Annotated in this window: 21 protein-coding genes; 8 read left to right on the top strand and 13 right to left on the bottom strand. The window is 40.0% G+C overall.

Annotated elements, in window-relative coordinates; translation table 11 throughout:
• The first annotated feature begins 27 nt into the window (after window positions 1-27).
• The 5 genes from BGC07_RS16485 (at window position 28) to BGC07_RS16460 (ending at window position 4463) form a co-directional block, all read left to right on the top strand.
• Window positions 28-1659, top strand: coding sequence for a cobaltochelatase CobT-related protein (locus BGC07_RS16485; protein WP_069314164.1), 1632 nt, complete (start codon window positions 28-30; stop codon window positions 1657-1659).
• Between the two features lie 7 nt (window positions 1660-1666).
• Window positions 1667-1960, top strand: a complete 294-nt coding sequence (locus tag BGC07_RS16480) for a hypothetical protein (RefSeq protein ID WP_139121811.1) — start codon at window positions 1667-1669, stop codon at window positions 1958-1960.
• A gap of 124 nt (window positions 1961-2084) precedes the next feature.
• Window positions 2085-3440 carry a DUF7146 domain-containing protein gene (locus tag BGC07_RS16475; RefSeq protein ID WP_158006996.1) on the top strand — a complete coding sequence of 452 codons (1356 nt, stop codon included), beginning with the start codon at window positions 2085-2087 and terminating at the stop codon, window positions 3438-3440.
• Window positions 3441-3507: 67 nt separating this feature from the next.
• The gene (locus BGC07_RS16470; protein WP_069314161.1) at window positions 3508-3762 is read left to right on the top strand and encodes a hypothetical protein; all 255 of its coding nucleotides are present in this window, start codon (window positions 3508-3510) and stop codon (window positions 3760-3762) included.
• A gap of 521 nt (window positions 3763-4283) precedes the next feature.
• Entirely contained in the window at window positions 4284-4463 is a 180-nt protein-coding gene (locus tag BGC07_RS16460) for a hypothetical protein (RefSeq protein ID WP_069314159.1), read from the top strand.
• Here BGC07_RS16460 and BGC07_RS16455 read toward each other — a convergent pair.
• Window positions 4460-4693 carry a DUF6356 family protein gene (locus tag BGC07_RS16455; protein WP_069314158.1) on the bottom strand — a complete coding sequence of 78 codons (234 nt, stop codon included), beginning with the start codon at window positions 4691-4693 and terminating at the stop codon, window positions 4460-4462. The two genes, BGC07_RS16460 and BGC07_RS16455, sit on opposite strands and share 4 nt — an antisense overlap.
• Window positions 4694-4778: 85 nt before the next feature.
• On the opposite strand from BGC07_RS16455, the gene BGC07_RS16450 reads away from it, so the two are divergent.
• Window positions 4779-5468, top strand: coding sequence for a replication protein P (locus tag BGC07_RS16450; protein ID WP_069314157.1), 690 nt, complete (start codon window positions 4779-4781; stop codon window positions 5466-5468).
• Window positions 5469-5615: 147 nt separating this feature from the next.
• Here BGC07_RS16450 and BGC07_RS16445 read toward each other — a convergent pair whose 3' ends face one another.
• From BGC07_RS16445 to BGC07_RS16395, 11 genes are all read right to left on the bottom strand, one after another.
• The gene (locus BGC07_RS16445; protein WP_069314227.1) at window positions 5616-6905 is read right to left on the bottom strand and encodes a HEPN/Toprim-associated domain-containing protein; all 1290 of its coding nucleotides are present in this window, start codon (window positions 6903-6905) and stop codon (window positions 5616-5618) included.
• Between the two features lie 15 nt (window positions 6906-6920).
• Window positions 6921-7601, bottom strand: a complete 681-nt coding sequence (locus tag BGC07_RS16440; RefSeq protein WP_069314156.1) for a tyrosine-type recombinase/integrase — start codon at window positions 7599-7601, stop codon at window positions 6921-6923.
• Window positions 7602-7611: 10 nt separating this feature from the next.
• Complete coding sequence (locus BGC07_RS20270; RefSeq protein WP_069314155.1) at window positions 7612-7884, bottom strand: hypothetical protein; 273 nt, start codon at window positions 7882-7884, stop codon at window positions 7612-7614.
• Between the two features lie 11 nt (window positions 7885-7895).
• Window positions 7896-8945, bottom strand: coding sequence for a coiled-coil domain-containing protein (locus BGC07_RS16430; protein WP_069314154.1), 1050 nt, complete (start codon window positions 8943-8945; stop codon window positions 7896-7898).
• A complete protein-coding gene (locus BGC07_RS16425) occupies window positions 8942-9622 on the bottom strand; it encodes a hypothetical protein (protein WP_139121810.1) in 681 nt (226 codons plus the stop codon). The genes BGC07_RS16430 and BGC07_RS16425 overlap by 4 nt, the downstream gene beginning before the upstream one ends.
• Before the next feature lie 47 nt (window positions 9623-9669).
• Window positions 9670-11061, bottom strand: coding sequence for a DUF6880 family protein (locus BGC07_RS16420; protein WP_069314152.1), 1392 nt, complete (start codon window positions 11059-11061; stop codon window positions 9670-9672).
• Window positions 11062-11488: 427 nt separating this feature from the next.
• The gene (locus tag BGC07_RS16415) at window positions 11489-12052 is read right to left on the bottom strand and encodes a hypothetical protein (RefSeq protein ID WP_069314151.1); all 564 of its coding nucleotides are present in this window, start codon (window positions 12050-12052) and stop codon (window positions 11489-11491) included.
• A gap of 36 nt (window positions 12053-12088) precedes the next feature.
• Window positions 12089-13039, bottom strand: coding sequence for a DUF2971 domain-containing protein (locus tag BGC07_RS16410; RefSeq protein WP_069314150.1), 951 nt, complete (start codon window positions 13037-13039; stop codon window positions 12089-12091).
• A gap of 123 nt (window positions 13040-13162) precedes the next feature.
• Entirely contained in the window at window positions 13163-13435 is a 273-nt protein-coding gene (locus BGC07_RS16405) for a hypothetical protein (protein WP_069314149.1), read from the bottom strand.
• A gap of 7 nt (window positions 13436-13442) precedes the next feature.
• On the bottom strand, window positions 13443-13910 hold the full coding sequence (locus BGC07_RS21285) for a hypothetical protein (protein WP_069314148.1): 468 nt from the start codon (window positions 13908-13910) through the stop codon (window positions 13443-13445).
• Window positions 13911-13974: 64 nt separating this feature from the next.
• Window positions 13975-14319 carry a hypothetical protein gene (locus tag BGC07_RS16395; protein ID WP_069314147.1) on the bottom strand — a complete coding sequence of 115 codons (345 nt, stop codon included), beginning with the start codon at window positions 14317-14319 and terminating at the stop codon, window positions 13975-13977.
• A 395-nt stretch (window positions 14320-14714) separates the two neighbouring features.
• On the opposite strand from BGC07_RS16395, the gene BGC07_RS16390 reads away from it, so the two are divergent.
• Window positions 14715-15233, top strand: a complete 519-nt coding sequence (locus BGC07_RS16390; RefSeq protein ID WP_069314146.1) for a hypothetical protein — start codon at window positions 14715-14717, stop codon at window positions 15231-15233.
• A gap of 6 nt (window positions 15234-15239) precedes the next feature.
• Here the strand turns inward: BGC07_RS16390 and BGC07_RS16385 are convergent, their stop codons facing one another.
• On the bottom strand, window positions 15240-15581 hold the full coding sequence (locus BGC07_RS16385; RefSeq protein ID WP_069314145.1) for a hypothetical protein: 342 nt from the start codon (window positions 15579-15581) through the stop codon (window positions 15240-15242).
• A gap of 254 nt (window positions 15582-15835) precedes the next feature.
• Here BGC07_RS16385 and BGC07_RS16380 point away from each other — a divergent pair, with 254 nt between their 5' ends.
• Entirely contained in the window at window positions 15836-16225 is a 390-nt protein-coding gene (locus BGC07_RS16380; protein ID WP_069314144.1) for a hypothetical protein, read from the top strand.

Below are 16225 nucleotides of genomic sequence, written 5' to 3'. Positions count from 1 at the left end.
TCTCTCTTTTTTACGTGGAGAAACACCATGAAAACAATTTTTAAAGCACTTCCTATTGTTGCGAATGCCTATGCTGAAAAGTTCGGCGTGAAAGTTAAAATTGGCGGACAGGAGGCATATACGGATGGTCAAACCATTCAATTGCCTGCGCTGCCTGAAGACTATCCAAACTTAGATGCTTTATGGGGCTATTTAGCCCATGAAGCGGCGCATGTGCGATTGACTCAATTTGCAGATTACTGTGGATTTAGCAGTCCACTGCACCAATCGCTGAGCAACATTTTTGAGGACGGGCGCATTGAAAAGCAAATGATGCGATTGTATCCGGGCACGATCACTACGCTGAACGCTACAGTCGAGTACTGTAAGGCGAATGGCTTGTTTGAAATGCCCGATGCCAAAGCACATGTTGCACAATTACTCACAGGCTATTGCTTGTTTTGGGTACGTTGTCATGGACTGACTCAAGCGGTGAATGAACATTTAATCGCTTACCGTCAGTGTTTGATTTCACAGTTGCCCATGCTCAACCAAGTTGATTTATTGCTGCAACAATCTAAGTCGCTAACCTCTACAAAAGAGGCGGTGGCTTTGGCGCAAGCCGTGATTGATTTACTTCAATCAGAATCTCAGAGCGATGAGCAATCCGACGAGTCTTCTGAAAATGCAAATGATGAGAGTCAGGAGCAACCTTCAGCAGGTGATGATAGCAAGGAGCTAGACTCAGATTCTTTGGATAGTTTTAACTCTGAAAACTCACCAGAGAAAGCGCCATCTTCTTCTATCCCGAGCACGCAACAGGTACTCGATTCTTTATTGAATGCGACCGATGATGAGGTGATGGGTGATCTTCAGTCTCACATTCTACAGTCCTTTCGTGACGATGAAGTCGAGAATGAAATTCAACCTTTGCCAACACACACTATGCACGATAGTGGGTCAGGATGTGACTTGCTTCATGACGCTGCACAGGCATCAATGATGCTCCGTGCTCAACTCATGGGATTAGTCCAGGCCAACCAACGTGTATCAGTTCGTTACAGTGACCAAGGCAGACGTTTAGCACGAACACAGCTTCATCGAGTTGCAACTGGGTGCAACAAAGTGTTCGTCAAGTCGGTGGATAAAGTGATGCCGAATACGGCGGTGCACTTTTTAATCGATTGCTCCGCATCAATGGCGGTACGCACTCCTCAAAATCAAGCGATGGGTGATGTGGCGCTACAAGCAGCTCTGTGTTTAGCACTGGGTTTAGAAACCATTAAAGGGGTACATGTGAGTGCCAGTTGTTTTACTGGCTCAAAGCATTACACCGTATTAAATCAAAGTGAACGAGTGGCTCAACAAGCAGGACGCTTTAAGTGTGGCTTTAAAGGGAATACTCCTTTAGCTCAAGCCCTGCTGAATGCAGTGCTTGCTATTGTCGGCCAACGAACAGAGCGCAAAATTATTTTTGTGCTCACCGATGGCCAACCGACACGACCAGATCATGCGAAAGCGATGATTCAGCGATGTCGAGACAGTGGCATTGAGTTGATTGGCATCGGAATCAAATATGATGAGGTCAAACATTATTTTACTTCATCAGTCGTGATCAACGATGTCAGTGAACTCAAGCAATCATTATTCGCTCTTGCTCATGCGGTTTTGGTGGCATAGGGAGGGCATGATGAGTTTGGCACAACGTTACTTTGAAGAATATCAACTGGTATTGCCGTTGGAAGAGGCAATTGAGTGGACAGACGAAGACGTGTTTAAGCTTCGAGAAGGAATGCTCTATGGCGCGTTATCAGCACTCGCTGATCATCGCACTGCTAGGCAGTCTGTTAAAGAAGCTTTAGCGTGGGTACTCTCAACAGAGAAGCATCCATTTAGTTTTTGTGTTTGCGCGGAAATGCTCGGCTTTTGTGCCGATGAACTTCGTGATCTCATCCTCGAACAGCAGCAATATGCAGCATAACCATTCACCCCAAGGGGAGGCAACTCCCTATGGGGTGCCTCCATCCTCTGTGTCGGGGTTTCTTAAATCCTCTGATACAGGGGCTTTGAGAAACCTCGATGTCAGGTTATTTCAGGAGGCAATTATGAACTACATTAATGCAAAGCAAGTACGAGAAAAGGCTCAGAACCAATGGTTATGTGTCTTGTCTGGACTGGCACCGCAATTAGAAAGCGCATTAAAAAAGCCTGGACGACATGTGTCCTGCCCCGTGCATCACGGCCAAGACGGGTTTCGTTTATTTAAAGATGTGAATGAAACTGGTGGGGGCATTTGCAATAGCTGTGGCGCAAAATCCGATGGCTTTGAATTATTAAAATGGCTCAATGGTTGGAGTTTTCGTGAGACGCTTGAGCAGGTCGCCGCCTTTTTAGGGGTGACGAGCTTGCATAATCAAGTGGACTCACACAAGCAGCAACCTTGGCTACAACATGCTCAACAGCAACTGACTCAGCAGAAAAAGCAATCTGAACAAGCCGCATTTTGGATTACTCAGGTGTGGAATCAAGCTCAACCGCTCGGTGACGATGCGGTGAAGCGTTATCTGCAACAACGCCGCTGTTTTACTTCTCATGTAAGTGACTGTGTGCGTTTTCATCCGGCTTTGCCTTACTTCGATGAAGAAGGGCATCGTGTGGGTGAATTTCCTGCGATGGTGTGTTCAGTTCAAAATGCAGCCGGTCAGATCGTGACTTTGCATCGAACGTATTTAACGAACGAGGGTCACAAAGCGCCTGTTGAGAAAGTGAAAAAAATGATGAGCATTCCTGACAACCTTGCGGTTGCCGGTAACGCAATTCGTTTAGTGGGGCCGCAGGGGAGCATCTTAGGAATCGCTGAAGGTATAGAGACAGCGTTGTCTGTCTACCTTGCCACCGGTATTCCTACATGGTCAGCGATGACTGCAACACTTTTAAAAAGCGTACAGCCGCCTAAAAGTATTCGCACGGTCATTATTTGGGCTGATCAAGATCGCTCTTGTGCAGGTGAAGAAGCTGCTTTGATTTTAAAAGAGCGGCTACAGCAACAAGGCATCACTGTGCTGGTTATGCTGCCTGATCAGTGTCTGTTAGGTGATCGAAAAAGTGTGGATTGGAATGATGTGTGGTGCCAGCACCAACATGCAGGCTTTCCCACAAAAAAATCATTGCAACAGCACTACTTTCAGGAGAAACAACGCATGGCACAGATCAATATGTCCGTTATTGACACAGAGGCTGGCAAAAGTGGCGAGTGTGCTTTTTGTCCGCCTCACGGTTGGCAAGGCAATCCTGACGATTACCTCATGCTTATGCGTGAGCGGTATCGTGATGTGATGTTTTATCAACGCATGCTGGTGACAGCAAAATTACAAAAGAAAGTGAAGTTGGTGATTCGAGGCCCGTTCGCTCAAGAGGTGCAATGCATTTTAGGCAAACTCAACCAAACCATCGCCGCTTAATTTAAACAACCAACCCAAGTGGGGGAAACTCCACTTGGGGTTCCTCCGCATCTGAAACGGAGGATTCATGGCAAAGAAAATCAAAAGAAGTGTGATAAAGTGGATTAAAAAGCTGGCCCAGTCAGACATCAAACGTACTGAAGCCCTTGCTGAAGACTTGCGTAAGGCAGGTTTAGCAGCCATTGGTGGTGGTATTGTTGGTATGTTCTTACACCAAGGCGGCATTAGCACGATAGATGCTGAGAAATTAGTATTTTTAGGGCTAATCATGTGGGTCGTTGGTATTTTCTTGACGAAAACCAACAAAAAGGATGATCATTAATGAGAGCTGTTTTGGAGTGAATTATGGGTTTTAATTTTGTTCTCTCTATTGTTGCACTGGTCTTTCTACTCATGGCTGTTTACGGCTTTTGGAGTCGCCATCAGCTAGACAAAAAAAATGACAAGATAAAGACGAGGCTGAGAGCTAAGTCTTAATCTTTTTCACAAATTAAGGTGGGCTTCGGCTCACTTTAATTTTCATGCTGTAAAAAATCCGTAACAAATCCTATTGTTTTTTCTTTGCTTCTATGCAACATTAGTAAATCCTATTGATTATAAGAGAGTGTTATGTTTTTCGACTCAGAAGAGTTAGCAATATTTAAAGCGCGAGCCGTTCAATTTTTCCAGTCAAGACCTGACCTGTTAGAAAAGCTAAGAAAGCACAAAGGAACGCTTTTTTGGACTCAAAAAGAGTTATCGCTATTCGATAGAACTGTTTTTGATGGGTGTAATTCTGCTGGGTATGCTTAAAAAGCATTTCGTTTCGTTAGAAAATTAATTAAATATTGGGGTTAGTGTATTATGAACACCATTGATGGCTTGCCATATGGTTATGTCTTTTTGATGAGCCATACAGGGATGTGGCGAGAGAAAGGTTTTAATGTCAATCAATTTGGGCAAGTGAAGCAACAAAATCAGCAGGCTATGGCCCAACATCAGAAACGCCCTGAGTGGTCGGAGGGCAAACGCTTCAGAGCTTAAGCAGCCTCTTTTTTCTTTTCAGCTAAAATTTTACGTTTTTCCTGCATCTCTTTGTGCATATTGCCAACAAAGTTACTTCCTGTTTGTATGAATAAAAAAGGGAAGACGGCATGGATGATCAAGCCAAATCCACAACAGATTGATTTCAAACCACGAGAAGCGGCAAAACAAAAGTGTTGGAAATAGGTTTCATTAACATCATGAGGGTGTTGGGTGAATATGTTTCGCATTGCAATATCCTTATTAATGTGCTTAAAAAAAGAATAACACGGTATATTCCAATAAGAAATACTCTGCATATGTTATGATATAGATATGAAAAGTGTTTTAGCTGTTAATAAGCAACTCCAATGTACTTTGCAGGGCCAGAGCAATCTGCCAAGCCGGTTTCGTGCGTCTAAAAAGAAAGTGTTGCCTTCCGATAAATCCCAGTTTGTCTTTGCGCAATTTGATATTATTTATGATCGGCTATGGGAGAGTAAAGGCTTTAAAAATGATCTTGAGCGTGATGCTTATGTTTTGGAGTGGAATGAAGCACTCAAGCCAATCAGTCAGCTAGAGTTAGAGGCGGTTTGTAACAAGTTATCTTTACTTCCACAAGATGAGCTGCCGCATATTATCTCAGCACAGCGATTTTTGGGTTATTGTAGAGCTTTGCAGCCCGAAGAGCTGGGTTTTCCAAACTTTCGTTTTGCTTATGATGAGTGCTATAAATATACAAAGAACGCGCACAAATATTCAGGTCAGCGATGGAGTCATCCGTTAATTTTTGCCGCAAGCATGGAGCTATATGATAAAGACAGATTGTCTGTTGGACACCAGCATAGCGAGTATTCTTTGTTTAAGAGGGTGTATATGCGCCATATTCGTCGATTTTTGGCAGGTAAAGTTTATGATCAACCTCCTTTAGTTAAACCTTTTCTTAAAAGGAGAGCGGAGCAAAATAACCAAGTTGCTGCTTCTAGCCTACAGAAAATAAGAAGTCTAATAGTTTTAGCAACATAGATTTGATAAATAACATTTCAGGTACTTTGTAACAATTTGGACTCTTCTGAGATGAACAAGAAATTCAGCATAGCAAGCTCTAAATTATAAAGTGTCTTTTGTTGTGTGTTTATTTTCTTTTGATTTTAATTAAATTGTATACACCCCCTACTGCTTTGAAATAAGATAGCACTTTTCTAATAGTGCATCGATTAAAATTTTAATTTTTCTGGTATCATACGAGCCATCCATTAAGCTCTCGCGCGTTTGCTTACAAAATTTATTTGAATACGTTTCTTTACTATCTAATGCACCTTGATAAAGGCCAACCTTCTTTTTATATGAATTCCAGCGCACTTTAGCCTTCGGTTCTTCACCACTATCAAGATCGAGGAAACACTCAATAGCAACCGCTTTTCCGTTTATATCTCCATAACTTTCACCATCTGGGCCAATGGTTGGAAAATTATTAAATTCGCTAAGCTTAGGTAAAAGCATAATTTGAATATTTTCTGGTAATTTATCTGTATTAATTGTTTCGTACTGCTCATTTCCTTCAGCATCATTGTCAAATATTGCAACCGTTTTATTTTGGATGTCCATTGTGACTAAACTTTTGACAAGCTTGGCTAGTTCGCTCGCCTTAAAAAAAGGGTGGTTTATCCCGTTAATGTCTAAGTCAATGAAATTAAAAAAATCGTATATCTCTGGGTAAAGGTTTTCTAATGCATGTTTAATTATTTTTGTATCAGACTTACCTTCTGTAAGAAGAAGGAATTTTTCATTGCGATTTGATCCAGATATAAAATCACTTTTAGAAGCCCACCCTGCATACACCAATGGCCCATATTGCCATATTACTCTAGCTTCAAGATTTTCCTCGTTTTCGGCTAAGATTATTAATATTGAATATGGGTCTATGAAGCCGATTAAGTAAGAAAAATAGCTTGATTCGGAATATGAGTCCGCTTCAGCACGCTCAAATGAAGGTAAAGATTTAAATTTACAGTTAGTTAAACGCCCACGGATTTTATACATTTCCTTTTCTTGATCTTCATAATCTATGTATTCATCACTAAAACTACTGACGGGGCGCTGTGTAATTAATTTACAAAACTCTGTGAATGTTGGCCGCTCTTTCTTATTAAAATCTATTTCCTCATATATTAGGTTATCATCTGCTTCTTTAATCTTTTTATTATATTCATCTTCTGCATGTTGAAGATTAAATCCTAATAATTTTAGTCTTGGTTTAATTTCTTTAAGTGAGCGCACAAGGGCTGCCTCCATGTGGCCAGGGCTTTTTCCAGCTTCTTTAAAATAATCATAATTTATCTGGTCTGATGTTACCGGCATGTGGTCTTTCTCTTGAAAGATAGAACTATGGTCATCACCAATATCATTCTTGCTGTAGGTTAAAGTTATATTTTCAATTCTCAGTGTAATCTCTGTTCCCACTTGCATTTTCTCCAATTAAATAATGTATGCTGCCGCAGGATGATCAAGTAACTCCACAGGTCGGATATACCGCTCCAACGCCGCAGAACTATGTTGACTGACTTGCCTGAGCTTTTCATCAGGCGCACCTGCAAGCTTAGCTTCCGTCAAGAATCCTGCTCTAAAGCTGTGTGGCGTATAGCCTGTCAAGTTTGCAAGATCGAGGTATTTGTTGAGGATATGGTCAACAGCACTGCTGGATAGAGCCTTGCTTTGTAATTGCTCCCCTTTTTTGATTGCTCTAAACACTGGGCCTTTTTTAATTTTGCTGCGCTCCAACCACAACTGCATCAATGTACTCGGGCAATATGGATAGACCGGTTGCAGTATCATTGGCACCTGCAAGCGTTTCTCACCTGTTTGATTCACTTTATTGCGCCCTAAATTAAGCAACATCCCCTTCCCTGCCACACTTTCTAAATCTTCCACCTTTGCAGCAACAATCTCGGACTTTCTAAAAGCTCCAAACCATAGCCATGACAATAAGGCTAAATCGCGTATTCCGGCCAGTGACTGTGTATCAATGACTGACAACAATTGCTCAAACTCTGCTTTTAATAAAGGTTTAGCCTGCTTAGGCTGGTAATTATCATGACGTTTGATGGAAAACAACACAGCCTTAACCTGCATGGAGTCACTGAAGGACTTAAAGCCCATCTTGACGTGCTTAGCATTGATTGCGGCCAGTGATTTTTGAATCGTAGTACGCTTGCGCTTTTTTTGCTTTATACAGGTGATGTAAAAAAAGCGCGACTGCGCCTTCATCGGCAGGTAGCGGTGTCAGCCCTAACTTATAGCAATACGTCTCAAAATCCTTCCAAGGTTTTGCATAGGCAATTTCTGTGTTAGGCGCAGCGCTGTTATTTTCAACGAAGGATTGCAGCTCTTTTAAGGAATCAAGCAACTCCGTGGAGGCGTTGTTTACTACGAGTTCTTGCATATAGTCCCCTGTTATTTCGTAGCTAATTGATTAACTTTACGCAGCAATAACTTATTTGCTTTAATAAGTTGTTTGAGTTTTTGATCTTTACTTGTTAGTGCTTGCAACAATTTGCCTTGTTTCACTTGGTTTTGTTTTAGGGCTTTGTTATCTAAACTCTGTTCAGTCAGTGCGCTGCGATTTGATCGCATTTCATCTTCAAGCTTGAAGTATTTTTCGCGCAGCACACCATGCTTTTCTTTGAGGGTATCTCGCTCAGTCCGTGCAGCATCATATTTATTCATCCACATGGCAGTATCGGATTCATAGGAGTCATTGGCATCTTCCAACCGCTTTTCTAAAAGCTTAATATTCGATTCCAACAATACAATTTTATCGACATATTTTTCATCTAAAGCGGCGCTAATGGTGGTCATTAATTGACTCTGGCGCTGTTTTTCCATTGCCAGATCATTTTCAAGTTGAATTGTATCGGCTTCTTTTTGATTTTGTTTTTCTATCAAAGCGTGCATCTGCGCTTCAGCCTGAGTGCGTTTTTGCTCTAAGACTCTAAGCTGATTCACATACTCCTCAATGGCGCGACTTTTACCTGCGTCCATTTGGCGTAAATGCTCAATTTCATTTTTCATTAACTCACGTTCTGACTGCACTTGCCCTTGTTGTTTTTCGAGTTCAACAAAACGCTGTTGATATTCTTCTTCCAATGCTTGCTGGCGCTCGGAAAATTCGCCTTCAAGCTGTTGCTCGCGGTCTGTGAGTGCTGATTCTAAGCCTGCAACAATTTGAGTAATAGCACCAGAAGAAGCGATGACTTTCGGTTGATCATTTTGAGTAAGAACATGCTCTACCTGCTGGCTGCGATTGACTTGGTGGATGCCTTTGCTATTAAACCAACGCACTATTTCACCAATGCGACGAGCGGAGCCTTTACCGCCCAGCTCATCTTTGACTCGCTGGTTGGTGACACGCTCACCGCGTTGATGAATGGCAAAACAGGCTTGCTGTAAAGTTGCATCATCAAGACGCACATTACCATGTTGCTTTTTTTCCATAGAGATCATACTTCCACCTCTTCATAAAAGGCATCAAGAGCGCCTTGCATACTTTGAATTAAATCACTGGGCAAATCACAACGGTAGAGTTGCTGAATGAAGGTTTTAAACTCGGTAAGCTGGGTTTCTAAGTTATAGTTGCAATGATATTTTTGGTTAATGATTAGCTCAAACTTTGGGCCATATTGATTAATGTTCACTTCCACTAAATAAAGCTGCTTGGTTTTCAGTGAACTGGCCTTTTGGTTCTTTAAAGTTAGTAATATGCTCTCTGGCCAAACAGGTTTTAAGTCAAAGGGGCTTTCTTCTTGGGCCACTAGATTAAGTGGAGCGATAAAATGTAAAACTTGCTGCTCTATAAGGTAGAGACGCTCACTGGATAATAGGCGAAGTTCATTTAGCACTCTAAATAAACGAACAAAGCTCTCTAAACTTTTCTGACTTAGGTTTAGATCATAGTGGTCAAATACCAAGCTTGCTACGACATAACCGCAAGGTGTTCCCAACTCAAACTGCAACTCATAATAATTGGCTTTTGGGTGCAAATGATCATCGGTTGATAGTATGGTGTTTGAATCGCCAATTTGCTGCATTTGCACAATATCGAGCTGAGCATCACGAAGGCTGTAGCATTGCAGATAAGTGGTTCGCTCTTCACTCTCTAAGCTTATCCATTCTCTATTCATAAATGCTGGCTCCTTTTTTTCATCGAGCAAATTGAGTTTGAACTGCATTATATTTTTAAGCCAGCCTCTTGAACTAATTGCCAAAGTGACACTTTACGCTTATGCGCTTCTTTTAATTTTGCATGATAATCTGCTTGTGAGGGGATGTTTCCCCACTCTTGAATATCTTCTGCAAATTTCATGGCCTGTTTTAAATCATTGACTGCATACTTGTAATACTTGGATTGCACTTTTACGAGAACACCATCAACAAGAGTACGGCGGCAAATGACTCCTTCCAGTGGATAACCTTGCTGAGCTAATTGATTTGAGAGTGTGCGTAAAGAAGAGTAGTGCACATTCTCAAGGTCATTGATGTTCTCTCGCACCCAGGTTGCAACAAGAGCAACCTCTCCCATTTCCATTAGAAAGCTAAAAGTCAGTTTAAGTGATTGCGCTTTCGCATACTCTATAGCTTTTTTCTTTGCATCGATAACTTCAGTGGCTGAACAATGTTTAATATACTTTTGAAAGCTGCTGGCATTAACTAAGCGTTCAAAATTTTGCCAGCGTACTGCTTGAGCTTCTTTGGTTAAACCTTCTAACTCATACGCCTCAGTTAGTAGTTTATTAATCTCATCTTGATAGAAGTGCATAGGGTCAACACAGTTTTTATAACCTATAAGATAGTCAATCGCTTCTTTAGAGCGCCATGCTTTGATCAGTCGGTAGGAAATTTCTATAATATCATTTGGCTGAAGCTCGGAGCTTCCTTGACGAATTAGATCAATGTATCCATCGACATCATCACGTAAATCCGCGATATCTTCTAGTGCGCTGTTAAGTGCAAAAGAATCGTCAGAGTTGCCTTTGCTCTTTAATAATTTTTTTACAAGCAGTTCTAGATGATTGACCGCTTCGGGCACAAGTGCATGCTTAAAGCTGCTGATCACTTCATCACGCACACCATAACTATTATTTAAATAAACCGTGAGCACAGTTTCAGCTAGTTTGATTGGGTCTACTTTTTCAACACAAGCCCAGGCTTTGCCCCAAAGCTCAACCATTTCTCGATAGCTGCCACCAATATCACCATTTGAATCGTCAGCTCGCTCAAAGGTATAACGATCAGTCTCGATTAAGGCTTGTAGTAAATCAGCCGCTTCTTGAGGGGCGGCTTCTAATAAGTCTTTCTCAATAGTTTCTAGCAAGGAGTCTATTTGTAGTGAGAGTTGTGAAGCTTCGCGCCAACCCAAAAACTTTTTAGCACGCTTGAGTGCAGTGACTTCTGTTTTTAATTTTTTCGCCAGTTTCTTGGGGTCGAGACTGACTAAGAGTAAATCGAGTTTCTTTTTAAAGTGTTTGTCTTCTTCTGCATGCGAGAGAATGCAGTCAAACAGTTTCTCTTGACTGATTTTCTCTAGCTTCTTTGTCCAGAGTTCACGATTGAGTGCTGGCATTTTTTAAAATCCTTCCCGTTTCCCACCATTATTGGCTTACATTTTAAATATTTTATTGATTTAATTATACGCTATATCGAGATAAATATCTAATTTATCGTATTATTTTGATTTGTTAGAATAGATACTTCTAAACAGTAGAAAAGACCCCAAGAAGGGGCCTTTAAAGTAAAATCTTTTTTTGAGAGAAGCTAAAGTCGCATGAGCGCTGCGTGGAACTGATTTGTGAAACGTCACCTTTGAATCGCCCAAGGGTACGGCTTCATATCAAATCATGTTATTTAACTAACTTTTTAGATTGGGTTGTCGTATATTGCCGGAAAATTAAACCAGGAAATATTTCGTATAATGGCCTATGAACGCACAGAAATTCTGTTGCAATGATATGTAGGTAAGCAGCCCAACATACAGCTTATTTGTGTGATACTTATTTAAAATTCTTTTTGCCCGTAAGCCACAAATATCTATCCAGCTCCCTAAAGCTAACGCCTTCTAAGCCATAATAAGCCTTAAACTGTTTTAATATTTCTATAAATTTTGGATATTCTTTTAAGTCTCTTCTTCTAAATTTGCAAAATTTATCTTTTTTCTTAAGATGTGTGAGCACTTTATCTACAAAACTATCATAAATAGGGTATTGGTTAGACTCATGATGACAGCAGTACTTAGTAGCAAAAGAGTACAAGTATTTATTCCCATAAGGGACTGAAGCAATTTCATCTACAAGTGTATGGTCATGATTTAATAAACGCTGATCAATATTTAAACTCACAATATGCTTTGCCATAGAGTGAGTGCCATAAATATTAGTACTATAAAAATCATTAAGCGCAGATACCTTTATCAGAACATTTTCGAGCTTGTCATTCTTTCTGTAAATTTGACCAAATAATTTTTTCAAGCTTTTATCTTGGTTAACATACTTTTCATCCTCATCCCATATTTTAAGGTATTTTTTAACTTCGCTTTTGCTTGGTAATATTTCAGGCATAAAATAATTCTCTATAAAATTTATTCCATATATGATTCAAGCAACCGCAGCAACAGTACAGTTAACAATTTTTGGTATAAGAGAAAAATTACTTTCACTTTTTTGCATTTCATACATTTTTACGTGAGGGTGCATTTGATTCAGTATTAATTTTATACTCTTCTTGTCAAGATCGCTTGTTCGACACCCAAAATATACAGATTTAATAACTTCTGACTTAAATGGAATAAGAACCGCGCCACACCTACTATCGTCTTCTTCGCGTAAAGAATGTATAATTCGCCACTCGTTCTCATACCCCCAATCATTTGACTTTGTTAATACAAAGCTCTTGTAGAGATTCTCACTGCTCTTGGCTATTACTTTCTCATCCCAAGTGAGCCAACTTTCAGCAAATTTTTTGTACGAAAGTGGCTTAGGAAACTCATTTTCATAACTGACTCTTTGAGCTAATGATATAAGATTAGGAACTTTAGAAGTAGGTTGAACTTCTATTACTATTCCTTTATGGTGATCAGCGTAGTGTGACCACATAAGTATATTGTCATTACAGGATGACAAGCAGAGAACTCTTCCCCTCTTGGACATAGTCTGATAATGCTCTAATTGTGAACTAATCATCTTTTTTAAATAATTAATCCATTTAGCTTCAACAGTTTTTTTATTACTGCTTAACTCCTTTAATCTTTCTTTTCTGTTTAGGTTTCTCAGTCTTTGCCATTCATTACAAATGTGTGTCTTCATTTCACTATCGGATGGATTATTGAATGGGGATGATTGACCTGACAACCATTTAGAAATTTGATTGCTAAATATCTTTAAGTCATTTGCCTCACCCGTCATCGGAATTTTTAGATCACAGTCAAAAGGGTCATTAAACTCTTCTGGAACACTATATAAAAATGATTGACCAATTAGCGTTTTACGTGCCCCTTCAACATCAAGATATTTATAAAGGTTATGTGATTTTTCATAAGAATCCTTCATATATCAACTTCCTTGTAGCATTGATATTGAGCGCTATTGATAATAGTGATCAAATTGGTTGTAAGCTAACATACTTTCTTTGGCCTCAATCCAAAAATTAAGCTCTTTAAATTTATAGTATATTCAAGGTGATAAAGGTACAAATCGCTTCACATTCAGCTTATCCGGCCCTACCCTATCCGCACCATAATCACTTTGAACCAGCTCAGCGACCTTTGCAGTCGCCAGTGTTATCGCATCTTTGGGCGCAGCTTTAATAATGAACTCAACCTCAGTGACCTCCTCACCCACCTCATAATCAGCGATGACATGCCAGCGTAAGACCTGCTTAGAGCGTAGCATGGCTTCTCGCTTTCTACGCTCTGCCCGTGTTAAGTTTTTTGTCTGGTCTAGCATGTGCGGGCTATTTTTTCTTTGTGGCCTTTTTTGCTGGCTTCTTCGCCGCCGTTTTAGCCTTAACTACCTTTTTAGCGATAATTTTCTTAGCTGCGGCCTTTTTAGGTGTCGCTTTCTTCACTGGGGATTTTTTCGTGACAGTTTTCTTCGTAGCTGCTTTAGCGGCTGCTTTTTTAGGTGTGGCTTTCTTTGCAGCAGGTTTCTTCGTGGTCGTTTTAGTCGCCTTTTTAGCCGCACTCTTCTTCGCTGCTGGCTTTTTGGCTGCACTTGCTTTCTTGGTTGCTGCTTTAGGTGCTGGCTTATCATCCAGTAAATCAGCAAGTTTTTTCCAAGTGACTTTTTGCTCCTTACTAGCGCCTTTTTTCTTAAGGCCGATGCCGCTTGCAGTGACCTTTAGCTCCCCTAACCCATCAATTTTCAAACAAAAGCCATTTTTAGGTGCCGCCAGCTCGCCAAGGTTGAGTGTTGTTTTCATTAAAATATTCTCTTAAAACAATGATATAAAGTCATTGTAGCACTTGGTTAACCATATAGCGAAGTTAGGCTTCTTCAGCTTCCACGCTTTTTGATAATGTCGGTATTTTTTCAGCATTTTTTATAAGAAATTTTTGAAGCTCTTTTTGAAAGCAGACAATACGATTATTGATTTTAGTAATATCGTCAATGCTAAAGTTCTCGATAATAATTTCGCCTGACTCTGTGGCAAAGGCTTGCAAGAAGCTTTCAAAACTATGGCGCATTTCGAGTGGTAAATCGTATTTTGGAATGATCGCAGATAAATGGTTTTGATAGGCTTCCATTAGGCGCTCTTTGCGACTCCCCACTCCGTAAACGGCACACCGAATGGCAAATTCAAGTTGTGTCCATGCGTGGCTATATTTCATATATTCGTATCTCCTGATAACTTTGCCATACCTACTAAAAAGTATAGTTTGCTCTCAGAAAGGGTGCGACCGGCGTACTCGCCGCAACGCACGAGCGTGGAGGTGAATCGAGCCAGCGAGAGAGGAGGCAACGTGGTGGTGAGCCTCCTATATAATACTATATGGAAATGCACCTTGTGGATAAGTGCCTCAAAGCTAATATTGATGCTTTGTTCAAGAGGTATTTAAAAGTTCAGGAAGTCCATGACTCATGTATTAAACATACTCATATCAAGTATAAGTAATACATGAGTCATGGACTACTTATACTCTAAATTAGAGTATAACTTGCTTACAGTCTTAATTTAGTTATACTCTGATTTAGAGTATATAAGATCATTGATTAGAGAGGATTTATGTCAAATAAGACAATAAAATCAGATATTCAGGAGCACTTTGAGGATGGCGTTTTAGTGCAACGTACAGAAGTATCGCATACTGTAAACTCCGGTGAACCAAGTTACGTAAAGCTTTACTTTGATGATTTAGCTTTCTTGTTTGGCATGCCTAAAGGTTTAAGTGATGTTTTATTTGAGTTAATTAAGTTGATTGATTTTGAAACAAATGAGATTCACTTAACTACACCAAGGAAAGAGCAAATTGTTAAAACTTTAGGCATTAAACGTGTTCAAACCTTAAATAACTATATTGCGACACTGAAGAAGAAACAGATTTTGCTATCTGCTGGTCGCGGAGTCTACAAACCTAACCCTTACATAATTGCCCGAGGTAAGTGGTCTGATATTAAGAAATTAAGAAATAGAGCAGACATATCACTAAAAATAGATTACACAGAGAAGGGTAGAAAAATTTCGACAGATATTAGAGAAAAGCCTGCAAAAAAGCCAAAACTAAAGGTGGTAAAAAATAACTGACTTTGGTCATAGGTTAATTTTACTTTTAATCCTTTTAAGCAAAGTTTCGATTTCCATATTGCCAGAAACATAGTAGTCGTTGCTACGATTCCTGAGTCTCTTCAATATTATATGCAGATTATCAACAATAGCTTCATTGTCAGTGAATGACTGAGTAAACGAGTCTTCTGAGAAGTAGGCGTGTGAATCGTTTTCAGCGTTTTTGATTGTAACTGCAATTTCAGCATCAATGTTAGGCAAACTACGCTTCAAACTAAAGAATTTGTAGCGACAAACCACAAGATTAGTGCTCCTATCTGGGCTTTGCACCCATGCGAGCATTTCATCAAAGTCTTTGGAATCAATCATATTTTACTGGCAGCCCATTTAATGATCATCACATTAGACCAGCAAAAAGAAAAAAAGAGCCACCGTTGTTGGCTCTTTCACAGTGAGTTTGCAGTTGATTGGACAAACCGACTCGGTTGATTTTGCTTGTCCGATACTGACTTTATCGAAAAATACCCCGATGTTCAAGACCTACAAAATTAATGGAGTGTATTTGGGGCGGAATGCGGTATTATAGAGCCAGAAAGAAATTTTGACTTACAAGGAGGTCGACAATGAAAAAAGCGCCCAAGAAATTTGTATTTCGCAACAAGTGGTGGTTAAAGTGGCAGTTCTTGTTTTGTGTGTTCGGCGTTTTAGTTGGGCTGTTTGGGTTGAAGGTTGGTTTTTTTAGTACGCTCGTGTATGTGATATTTATGTATGGTGGTAGAAATAATCAATGTGCTAGCACTAGAGCTAATATCTCGGAAAAAAGTAACTTAGACGAAAGTCACAACATGCCTACAGAGCTATATCAAACAAGATTAAGTAATAACGATGTTTTTTCTTACGATTCTGAACGTACTTCTTCAGGTTTGTATACAGATGATGGCTATGATATTGGAACAGGTAAATATGATATGATGTATGACAACAAGCTTTCTAGAAATGATGGTGGGTTTTAA

It is taken from the genome of Piscirickettsia litoralis (assembly GCF_001720395.1).
GTDB lineage: Bacteria > Pseudomonadota > Gammaproteobacteria > Piscirickettsiales > Piscirickettsiaceae > Piscirickettsia > Piscirickettsia litoralis.
The sequence above is the reverse complement of the archived record's forward strand: the minus strand, read 5'-3'. Positions and strand labels throughout refer to the sequence as shown.